This is a genomic window from Intrasporangium sp., from assembly GCF_035280925.1.
GTDB lineage: Bacteria > Actinomycetota > Actinomycetes > Actinomycetales > Dermatophilaceae > Intrasporangium.
The window spans coordinates 1-9,637 of sequence record NZ_DATEEY010000023.1; the positions used below are offsets into that span (position 1 = coordinate 1).

Annotated in this window: 10 protein-coding genes and 1 tRNA gene; 5 read left to right on the forward strand and 6 right to left on the reverse strand. The window is 67.9% G+C overall.

What is annotated here, in order from left to right; genetic code table 11:
* Positions 1-254: 254 nt before the first annotated feature.
* Entirely contained in the window at positions 255-671 is a 417-nt protein-coding gene (locus VJN29_RS02450) for a cyclic nucleotide-binding domain-containing protein (protein WP_324141928.1), read from the forward strand.
* 6 nt (positions 672-677) lie between these two features.
* Here the strand turns inward: VJN29_RS02450 and VJN29_RS02455 are convergent.
* Positions 678-754 (reverse strand) — tRNA-Arg (locus tag VJN29_RS02455).
* Between the two features lie 111 nt (positions 755-865).
* Here VJN29_RS02455 and VJN29_RS02460 point away from each other — a divergent pair.
* Positions 866-1,816: a tyrosine-type recombinase/integrase gene (locus tag VJN29_RS02460; RefSeq protein WP_324141930.1), complete on the forward strand. Its 951-nt coding sequence runs from the start codon at positions 866-868 to the stop codon at positions 1,814-1,816.
* Between the two features lie 349 nt (positions 1,817-2,165).
* Here VJN29_RS02460 and VJN29_RS02465 read toward each other — a convergent pair whose 3' ends face one another.
* Positions 2,166-2,825, reverse strand: coding sequence for a hypothetical protein (locus tag VJN29_RS02465; RefSeq protein ID WP_324141932.1), 660 nt, complete (start codon positions 2,823-2,825; stop codon positions 2,166-2,168).
* 234 nt (positions 2,826-3,059) lie between these two features.
* A complete protein-coding gene (locus VJN29_RS02470; protein ID WP_324141934.1) occupies positions 3,060-3,482 on the reverse strand; it encodes a hypothetical protein in 423 nt (140 codons plus the stop codon).
* A gap of 702 nt (positions 3,483-4,184) precedes the next feature.
* Between VJN29_RS02470 and VJN29_RS20340 the strand changes: the two genes are divergently transcribed.
* Genes VJN29_RS20340 through VJN29_RS02480 form a run of 3 tightly spaced genes read left to right on the forward strand, consistent with a single transcriptional unit; the run spans position 4,185 to position 5,775 of the window.
* On the forward strand, positions 4,185-4,688 hold the full coding sequence (locus tag VJN29_RS20340; RefSeq protein ID WP_414654314.1) for a helix-turn-helix domain-containing protein: 504 nt from the start codon (positions 4,185-4,187) through the stop codon (positions 4,686-4,688).
* Positions 4,685-5,284, forward strand: coding sequence for an integrase core domain-containing protein (locus VJN29_RS02475; protein WP_324141936.1), 600 nt, complete (start codon positions 4,685-4,687; stop codon positions 5,282-5,284). The genes VJN29_RS20340 and VJN29_RS02475 overlap by 4 nt, the downstream gene beginning before the upstream one ends.
* 35 nt (positions 5,285-5,319) lie before the next feature.
* Positions 5,320-5,775 (forward strand): NUDIX domain-containing protein, encoded by a 456-nt coding sequence (locus tag VJN29_RS02480; protein ID WP_324141938.1) that lies wholly within the window; start codon positions 5,320-5,322, stop codon positions 5,773-5,775.
* Between the two features lie 356 nt (positions 5,776-6,131).
* On the opposite strand, the gene VJN29_RS02485 is transcribed toward VJN29_RS02480, so the two are convergent.
* The 3 genes from VJN29_RS02485 to VJN29_RS02495 all read right to left on the reverse strand — a co-directional run bounded on the left by VJN29_RS02485 (position 6,132) and on the right by VJN29_RS02495 (position 8,912).
* Entirely contained in the window at positions 6,132-7,322 is a 1,191-nt protein-coding gene (locus VJN29_RS02485) for a Fic family protein (RefSeq protein WP_324141939.1), read from the reverse strand.
* Between the two features lie 376 nt (positions 7,323-7,698).
* Positions 7,699-8,643, reverse strand: coding sequence for a replication-relaxation family protein (locus VJN29_RS02490; protein ID WP_324141942.1), 945 nt, complete (start codon positions 8,641-8,643; stop codon positions 7,699-7,701).
* The gene (locus VJN29_RS02495; protein ID WP_324141944.1) at positions 8,640-8,912 is read right to left on the reverse strand and encodes a hypothetical protein; all 273 of its coding nucleotides are present in this window, start codon (positions 8,910-8,912) and stop codon (positions 8,640-8,642) included. Before VJN29_RS02495 ends, VJN29_RS02490 begins: the two co-directional genes overlap by 4 nt.
* Between the last annotated feature and the right edge of the window lie 725 nt (positions 8,913-9,637).

The window sequence follows — 9,637 nt, forward strand, 5'->3', positions numbered from 1 at the left end:
CGCGGCCCAGCCGGCTGCGAAGGGAAAGCGCACGATGAGCAGGGGGAGCGCGAACTTCGCCGCGACGATCAGGCCGATCGCGACGGTCTCGCCCGGCCCGGTCACAGGCGCCACGACGCGGATCACCGACGCACACCCTCCGCGCCGGTCCGTCGTCGCTCGTCGCCCCCGGACGTTCCTCAGCCGGCGCTCCGGCCGCCATTGTCCCGCCCCCGTCGAGAGGGGAGTGACCGTTCCACTACACTCGCCTGGCCATGAGCGACAAGGTCGCCCTGCTCGAACGGTCCCGGCTATTCGCCGGCCTGAGCCGCGACGTCCTGGCGCGGATCGCCGCGCTCGCCGAGGAGGAAGAGGTCGGCGCCGGCACGACGCTGACCCACGAAGGTCGACACGAAGGCTACTTCTACGTCCTCGTTGCCGGGACCGTGGAGATCACCCGTGACGGCGTCGTGATCGACACGGGCGGCCACGGCAGCTACTTCGGCGAGATCGCGCTGCTCGACGAGGGGCCCCGAACGGCGACGGCGATCACCCTCACGCCGTGCCTTCTCCTGAAGGTCAACAACCGGGGCTTCGAGGAGATGCTCGAGGCCGACCCGTCGATCCGTGAGGCCCTCGAGGCCGAGATGGAGCGCCGCCTCGAACGGATTGACGCCGCGCGCGAGGCCTAGCCTGGTTGGCCCGCCCGGAGGGATTCGAACCCCCGACCTACTGATCCGAAGTCAGTCGCTCTGATCCACTGAGCTACGGGCGGCCGTTCACGCTCAAATAGAGCGGATAACTCGTCGAGCCGTCTTGCATGGCGTCCGCACAGCTGATAACTTGGCGAGGTGCACTCGACTCGAACCAACCATCTACGCGCTCCATGACGAACCCGACGCAGGGTATTGAACAGGCCCCCGGCCTCGCCGTCAACGCGGCCCGCTTCCGGCGCCACCTGCGCGCCTCCGGGCTGTCGGCCAAGACCGAGTCGACCTACCTCCAGGGCGTCGACCACCTGGCGGCGTTCCTCGCCGAGCGCGACCTGCCGACGGAACCCGGCGCGATCACCCGCGAGCACCTCACCGAGTGGCTGATCGCGATGCGCGCCGCCGGGCGCAAACCGGCGACGATCGCCAACCGCTACCGCTCAGTCCAGCAGTTCTTCAAGTGGGCGGCCGACGAGGGCCTCGTCGAGCGCTCGCCGATGGCGACGATGCGCCCGCCGCGCATCCCCGAGACGCCGCCGCCGGTCCTGCGCGACGAGCAACTGACTCGACTCCTTCGTGCGGTCGAAGCCGACAAGTCGTTCGCCGGCCGACGCGACGCGGCGCTCATCCGGGTGTTCATCGCCAGCGGCGCCCGGCTGGCCGAAGTGGCCGGGCTGCGCTGGACGCCCACCGAGCCCGCGACCAACGACGTCGATCTCGACTCGGGGCTCATCCGGGTCGTCGGCAAGGGCGGCCGCGAGCGGCCGATCTACGTCGGGGCCAAGGCGGTCCGAGCGCTCGACCGCTACTTGTTCGACCACCGCGCGAAGCACCGGCTGGCCGGCCAACCGTGGCTGTGGCTCGGGCCCAAGGGCCGCTTCACCGCGTCGGGCATCGCCCAGATGCTGCGGACCCGCGGCGAGGCGGTCGAGCTGCCGGGCCTCCACCCCCACGCCTTCCGCCACGCCTGGGCGCACGCCAGCCTCGCGGACGGGATGCAGGAGGGCGAGGTCATGATGCTCGCCGGCTGGCGCAGCCGCGAGATGCTCCGCCGCTACGCCGCGTCGACGGCCACCGAGCGCGCGCTCGACGCCGCGCGTCGGTCGGGTCTCGCCGACCGGCTCTGACTGTCGGGATGGCGGTCGTTGGGTCGGTCGCGCGACTGGTCGCTCGATAGGTCGTCCGGGCGACAGTCCGGCGACCGGTTCTGATCGGGGATCCGGCAGGTCGCCGCGGGGACGGTCGGTAGCGCTCGGACGCGCGTCCGCCACCGGCTGATCGATCGCGGCTCCTCAATGGCCGTTCGCTCAAGGCGGGGACTCCGTTTCCTGACTCGGTCTCCTGGACATCGGCCGGCTCGTCCGCGGGAGCCGCTTTGCTGATCCATCAGCGCGAGATAGGGGCTCGTCACCGCCGTCCCGCATATGTGCCCCGAGCCAAACCCCGTAATTCGCACGGCGGCCGCGTCGTGAACGCTCAGCAGGTCTGCGGCGCACCCCACCAGATGGGCACTCCCGTGCCCTGCTGGATCGAGCCGCCCGCGCCGATCATGACCGACAGCGACGGCGGCTCGGACTCTAGCCCACGCACGTAGAGCTCGCGAAGCACACCAAATCCGACCTGATCCGGCGAGCGATCGAGCAGGACGAGGCGTGATCCAACTGGCATCGCATAACAACCGACGCCCATGTTCTGTCCGGGGAAGCCACTATCGTCCCGCCTCTGCCCACTTATCAGGACGGTAATCCACGCTTGGGACTCCGAATCGTTGCGGACGTAGAGCACGACCTCCTTGAGGTGCGTAGCGTGCGGACTACTGGAAGGAGCGACCTCGACCGCAATAGTCGGCACCGTGGCCCAGTCCACACCCAAGGGCACGAACCCCCTGCCGGGAACCAAGTGACCGACGAGGGTTCGCAGGTCGTCGCCATACACTGGGAACGCCGCGTCGGAAACGCTGAGGACATCATCCTTCCGTGCGTAACCGGCGATACCGGCGTCTTGACCTGCAACCGCGATGAAGTCGGGCGCAGTCGAGGGGTCGACCTCCCCGTTCGCATCCACCGGTGGCATCGTGCCCTTAGTGGCGGCCGGTGAACAGCCGGCCAGCAGTGCGGCGACGACCACGGCTGCCATGCGCTGGCTCGGCCATTGGTGATCTCGCAAGCCCATCTGCCCTCCGATCGCCTTACGCCGATGGGGCCAACGGCACGGCCCTCGCAGCCCGCGGAGCGCTACCTTTGACGGACGCGCCGTGCAGGCGTCAAGGGCCGGCCGCTTACGCTGTAGCACCCACCCGAAACCGATAGGTCTCGCCAAGTTCCAAGAGCGATCGGGTGCCGAGCGTACGGCGATGTCGCTTCCGCGCCATCAAAGCCCAGGCGCCGTGACAGCCGGAATCGGAGCGACCGATTCTGGGTCGACGCCAACCGGGATGAACCCCTTGCCCGGGTACATGAAGCCCACGATAGTCTCAAGATCATCGCCGTATACCGCAATGACAGGACTAGCTGCATCCCGCTGCGCCTTTGCCGGAGGATCTGCGAGAGCGACCTTAGGCACCCATCCGGCCATGTTGCCATCACGGTCGAGGACCGGGATGAAGTCGGGAATGATCGAGAAGTCGAGCGGCTCGGCTCCCACGCGGAATGCGGCCTCGGGAATTGGGCCTCTTGTCGGAGCCCTTGTGGACGCGGTTGCAACGGTAACGGCGAGCACAAGGCCGGCTAGGGCAACTGTGGTCGCCAGGGCGAGACTCCAGCGGTCCAATCGCCGAGCACGAATAACGCTCATTGTGCGCACTCCTCAGTAGTTCTGGCTGGGAGACGTGACTCCCGCGCCGCCGACGTACCCGTCGCCGTACCAGCCTCCTCCATAGCCCCTGGTGTGGAAGACCTGCGTGCCGCTGGGATTGCTGCACATCTGGATCCATATCTGCCAGGAAGAGGTTTGGACGTTGCTGTAGTACCAGCCCGAATAGCCGCACAAGGCACCAGATCGGAAGCCGGCCACCTGGGTTCGAATCCATCCAGACGGCAGCGCCCTGTTTGACCCGGAGCAAGAACCGGAGCCTACGTAGTTCTTTGTGACGCTCTGGCTGTAGTTCCTTGCAGTGTCAACGATTCCGGGTTGCACGCACAACGCCGTATCGGCATAGCCCGGAGGATGCCAGTGGGTCTGGTAAGTCAGAGATCCGTAAGCCGTCGCAGCGACTAACGAGGGATACGCCAGAATGACCAGGATTCCTAGCAGCGCGGTCAGCCGTCTCATTTACACACCTCCGCTCCAAGCCGTGGCTCATCGCCTCGCCAAGATCGCTCGTAGGCAACCTCCCCTTGCTCGAACCGCTTGCGGAACCGACACGCGGTGAAATGGCCGGCCCCATCGTACTGGGTGGACCGTGAGGGAATAGCAGCGCTGCTCCGATGGCTGCCACTAAGTGAAGTTCCCCGGTGAAGATGAGACTGGCTAACGTGCGCCTCGAGGAGGGCGCGGATGCCGGAGGTCCAGTCTCGGACGTACGCCAACCCGCGGCGGCTGCCGCGTCGGAACCACTATCAAGAAGGACCAGGGTTCCTGTTCGTCGCGACCCAGGGTGGACGACCGCCCGAGGACGCCGGCCGGCGGGACCGAGCGGCGGTCGTTCGGTGGCGACGCGCGGCGCTCCGGCGCTGGGCGGCGGGTGAGCCACTGAACCTCGTCTGCGCCGAGACCGGGTGCAGTCGGGCGAGCTTGTTCCGCTGCCGGACGCGGTTCGATGACGGCGGGCTCGAGGCGCTCGTTGATCGTCCCCGCATCGGCCGGGTGAGTGATCTGCCGGCGGCCCTCGAACGGCTCATCTTGACGGTACGTCTGCTGACCTACTTGAACAGTCGGCGAATCGCCGCTGAGTTCCGGCGACGGAACGTCTGGCCGTTGAGCCACGGCCAGGTCGACCGCGTCCTTGCCCGCCACGGCACGCACCGCCCCAGCTACGTCCGGACCCGGCCCGCGCTATGAGCGAGCGGCCGTCAAACGAGCTCTGGCACATCGGTCTCAAGGGCCCGTTCTACCTGCTCGGCGCGACGGGGAGGGCGCGGACCTGCCACTTCGTCGCCCTCATCGACGACCACAGCCGGTTCCTCCTCGGGATCCGGGCCGTGCCGACCAAGGAAGCGATCTGGGTTCTCGCCCTGCTGGAAGAGGCGATCGAGCTATGCGGCGTGCCGCACGAGCTGATGACCGACAACGGGACGCCGTTCGTGGCGATCGTCCGGACGATGCTCAGCCGCTTCCAGCGCAGCCTCGCCGACCTGCGCATCCGCCACATGCGGACCCAGATCGACACGCCCTGGACGAACGGCAAGATCGAGGCATTCTGGGCAACCCTGCAATCCGAGGTCCTCGATCGCCAGCAGCTCGCCGATCTTGCCGCTGCCGAGGCCGCCGTCATCGCCTACGCCGGTTACTACAACTATCACCGGCTCCACGGCGAGCTCGACTGGCAGACCCCGGCCGAGCGGTTCGACGGAACGCCCTTCACTGATCGCGGCTTCGCGAGCGTGCCCGCCCTGGCCGATGTCGCCGCGCTGCTCGACTCGATCCTCGCGGCGTGAGCCGAGCCGTCGCCGAATGGGGCTACGCTCGCCCGATGCGTGACGAGGGCCCGGTTCAACGGACCGCACTCGGTGCCACCTGTGCGATCTTCGACGGCGAGGGTCGGGTGCTCCTGGTTCACCACACCTACGGGCTGCTGAACTGGGAGCTGCCGGGCGGCGGGGCGGAGCCGGGCGAGGCCCCCGATGAGACCGCGCGGCGGGAGCTCCTCGAAGAGACCGGGTTGCGCGCCGAACTCGACCGACTCACCGGCGTGTACCTCGAACCTCATCACGACTTCGGACCGATGCTGCACTTCGTCTTCAGGTGCCGCTGGAACGAGCGGCTCGATCCGGTCGCCGCCTCACCGGAGGTCAGTGACGTTCGATACTGGCCGCTCGACGACCTCCCGACGCCCATCTCGGATTTCACTGAGCGACGGATCCAAGATGCCATCCTCGATGGGCCGGTCCGCGTCGGGCGCGTCAACAGCCGTCAGTGGCGAGGCTGACCAAATGCAATCACCAGTCTCATCTTCACCGGGGAACATCACTAAGCCCGGATCCACCGAGCGCCTGACCTGATTCACGACCCGGAAAACGCAAACAGGTGCCCATAGGAACGGAAATGATGGCGTTGCGAACATCCCACCAGTCTGTCGCAGAGGAGCACCTGCCGGGATGCGACCTTCTCACACACTCGACCGGATCGATGTGGCGGTCGACGGACCCAACTGGGTCGCCACATAGGTCGTCCGGGCGACAGTCCGACGACCGGTTCTGATCGGGGATCCGGCAGGTCGCCGCGGGGACGGTCGGTAGCGGTCGGACGCGCGTCCGCCACCGGCTAATCAATCGCGGCATTCGTTCAAGCGGTCCCGGGCGGGGACTCCGTCTCCTGGACCTCGGCCTCCTCCTCGGCCGGTGCCGCCGGCGTGTCGAACAGCGCGAGGAACGGGCTGTAGCGAAACAGCCGGTTCCGACGATAGCCGGTGATCTCGACGAGGATCCCGCTGTCCTCGAAGCTCTGAAGCAGCTTGTGGGCGGTCGGCGCCGATACCCCGAGCGACTCGGTCACGAGGCGACCGTTCACGAGAGGGTTCCCGTAGAGCAGGTCCAGCAGCGATAGCCCGTTGGCTCCAAGCCGTCGCACCACCGCACGATGGCGGTCGCGCAACGCGACGATGGCGCCGGCGGTTCTGGTGGCCTCCTCGGCAGTCTCGGCGACCCCGGTCAGGAAGAAGCGCACCCAGCCTTCCCAGTCACCGTCCTCGCGCACGCTCATCAGCCGGTCGTAGTAGCTCGCCCGGTGCCGCTTGAGGTAGTAGCTCAGGTACAGCAGCGGCCGGCTCAGAACACCCCGATGCACCAGCAGGAAGGTCACGAGCAGGCGACCCACTCGTCCGTTGCCGTCGAGGAACGGATGAATGGTCTCGAACTGCGCATGCGCCAGCGCCGACTCGATCAGCGGCGGGAAGCCGTGGTCAGCATGGAGGAAGGTCTCGAGGTTCCCGAGTCCCTCCCGCATCTCGTGGGGCGGCGGCGGCACGTAGGTGGCATCGCGCAGGAGTCCTCCGGAGCTGCCGATCCAGTTCTGCGAGGTGCGAAAGTCGCCCGGCATCCGCTCTGCGCCACGGCCGCTGCTAAGGAGCTCGCCATGGATCTCGCGGATGAGCCGCAGCGACAGCGGTAGGGTCGTCAGCCGCTGCAGGCCGAACTCCATCGCCTTGACGTAATTGACGACTTCCTCAACATCGCGATGGAGCCCCAGGATGCCCGCAAGCTCATACGCGAGCACGTCGTCGAGCGTGCTCTGGGTGCCCTCGATCTGCGAACTCAACACCGCCTCACGCCGGACATACATTGCGACGAAGAGCTCGGGGTTGGGCAGCGTCCGGCTCAGGCCGTCGAGACGCCCGACCGCCTGGTCCGCCCTCGAGAGGACGGTCACCAACCCGCGATCAAGATCGAGCGGCGGATCCGGCGGAAGAGGCGACGGGATGAACGCCCGGTAGCCAGCCGGTTGGCGGACGTATGCTCCGGCGCGGTCAGATGGCACGTGTGATCCTTAGTTAAGCAGACTAGCCAGGAGTTTAGTACACGGCGCGTCGCAGCGGCTGTGCTTAACCAGACTTCTTCTTGGGTACCGCCAGGGGATCCGTCGTAATGGGCGCCTCGTTGGCAGGTTTTCCACGACGTCGCGTAGCGTCACGTCTGCTCAGGGATTGACGTCCATTCCAGCGATCACCCGCATCATGGCCGGGCGGCGGGGGAGGGAGAGAATCACGCAGTGATGTCGCGGTTCGGGGGTCGTGCTCGTCGAGCACGACCAGCCTGCCGTGTCCATCGTCGCAACCTGGTCGCGACCCGGTCGCGGCTCTCTCTGCGCGAGACGCCAGGGACGCGACAGCGGGCGCGACCTGGCCCTCGTCGGCTCAGCGGGCCGCGGCGCGCAGCAGGGGGACGAAGCCGATGACCCGATCATCGAGCATCTCGAGCGCATCGGGGTCGGCCAGGCAGCCCGGCGCGAGCAGGTCCCAGCGATCGCCGGTCCAGTGCGCCGCCAGATCGACCGTCCGGGCCACGTCCATGGACGGTGACAGCCAGACCGCGTCATAGGGGCTCGTGGCGAGGTCCGAGGCGATGGTCACCCAAGCGTGGACGGCCTTGCCGTCGGTATCCCCGCGCAGGCTGCGGCGGACCGAGGCCGCCCGACGCGGCGTGTCGACGACGAGCCCGACGTGGACCGGCGCCGCCTCGGGCCGGCTGTCGTACACGTCGCGATACGACTTGACCTTCGACCACAGCGTGCCGCCCCGCTCGGTGCCGAGGTCGCGCTCGATGAACAGCACGATCGAGGCGTCGCCTGTGCCGATCACCGCAAGCGCATCCGGGCGTGGTGACGCCCAGTAGTTGAGCCTGATGAGCGCCCGCTCGGGCACCCAGGATGTGATGCCCACATCGCGCTCGTGATCGACTGCCCGTAGGAAGCTCGCGAACACGTCGTGGGTGGCCAGCTGGTGGATGACCGGGCTGACCGTCTCGATCTGCCCGTCGGGCAGCTTGCGCTTGCCCTCGGGCCAGACGAGGCGCTCGAGCTGCTGGCGTGTCTGCTTCGTGAGCGCGTACGCGTAGCGGCCGCGCGGTCGCTGCCGGTTGGCCGCCCAGAAGCCGGAGAGGAGGCCGTACCCGACGAGCTTGGCCAGGCGGCGCTGGGCGATCCGGAGGTGGCCGTAACAGAGCAGCGCCGCGAGCTCGGCCGTCACGACGTCGCCCTGGACGAGCCATAACAGCAGCGCACGGTCGCGCTCGGGCAGCGCGGTCCATGCGGCCACGCCGGGCCCGGCCCGGACGAGCGGCGCCCGTGCCACCGTGGTCACGGTCTGCCCTTCCGGCGGGCCGAGCGCTTGCGTCTGGCCCGGGCTGACATGTACGCCAGCTTGGCGAAGTGGGCCGAGCGGGCGTGGGCCGCCCGCCTCGCCCGCTCCGCCGGCGGCAGGACGCCGTCGGGGTCGACGGCGCGCTCGAAGCTCGCGAGGAACGCCTCGCGTCCCGGACGGGACGTCTCGCGCGAGTCGTGGGTGGCGTGTAGGCGGTACGCGCCGATCCGCCCGCGCAGGGCGCGGTCAGACCGATCGAGCCCGGCCATCGATTTGGACCTCGGCGGGGTCGGTGAAGCAGGTATACGTCGTCGGTGTCATCGTCAGCTCCAGTTCGCAGCGCAGCACAAAGCAAGCCTTGGCAGGTGCGGAAGCTGACGAAGCTGACCGAGTCGACGTGCGCCCACGACCTCACGCAACCTCGATCCGTTCGCCACCGGCGAGCGAGCGGTCAGCTGGGACCTGGCGTTCGACGCGCATCGCCCGGATGAAGTGAAGCGGCGACGGCTACTTGCCTGGTCTCAGCAACCGGGCTCACTCACCCGGCTCCCGCCGACTCGACTTCGACCGACGCGACGGGTCCGACGTGAACGACCGGGCGCGAGGGTGCTCGCCGCTTCCGGTCGTCGCTCCTGCTCTGATGCCGAACCGTTGGGCCGGCACCTATCCGAGTTCGAGACCCGCCGCCGTCTCCATCGAGACGGCCAGACACCCACCCTACGACCTGATCAGGCCGGATTCAAGGGAATTCTGTGTATTTGTTCCGTACAAGATTCTCGCGCGGCACGACGGCGCGGTCGTCGATCAGAGATTCGCCTCGAGACTCTCGGCCGGTTGTGACCTGTGCTGCGAGGCGCCCCCAACCCTCGCAACTACGGCATCTGCCTTATTGACCCGGACGGGGCGACGCACAGTACCGTGTCGCGGCACGCATCGAACGGCGGAGGGAGCGCGGGACTAGAGGAACCCGCGCGGGGCATACCCGCCGGCTGCC

What these genes read in the sequence shown, in the direction of transcription:
- VJN29_RS02460 (WP_324141930.1), top strand. Translation starts at nt 866, where the DNA reads ATGACGAACCCGACGCAGGGTATTGAACAGGCCCCCGGCCTCGCCGTC.
- VJN29_RS02465 (WP_324141932.1), bottom strand. Translation starts at nt 2,825, where the DNA reads ATGGCAGCCGTGGTCGTCGCCGCACTGCTGGCCGGCTGTTCACCGGCC.
- VJN29_RS02480 (WP_324141938.1), top strand. Translation starts at nt 5,320, where the DNA reads ATGCGTGACGAGGGCCCGGTTCAACGGACCGCACTCGGTGCCACCTGT.
- VJN29_RS02470 (WP_324141934.1), bottom strand. Translation starts at nt 3,482, where the DNA reads ATGAGCGTTATTCGTGCTCGGCGATTGGACCGCTGGAGTCTCGCCCTG.
- VJN29_RS02495 (WP_324141944.1), bottom strand. Translation starts at nt 8,912, where the DNA reads ATGGCCGGGCTCGATCGGTCTGACCGCGCCCTGCGCGGGCGGATCGGC.
- VJN29_RS02450 (WP_324141928.1), top strand. Translation starts at nt 255, where the DNA reads ATGAGCGACAAGGTCGCCCTGCTCGAACGGTCCCGGCTATTCGCCGGC.
- VJN29_RS02475 (WP_324141936.1), top strand. Translation starts at nt 4,685, where the DNA reads ATGAGCGAGCGGCCGTCAAACGAGCTCTGGCACATCGGTCTCAAGGGC.
- VJN29_RS20340 (WP_414654314.1), top strand. Translation starts at nt 4,185, where the DNA reads ATGCCGGAGGTCCAGTCTCGGACGTACGCCAACCCGCGGCGGCTGCCG.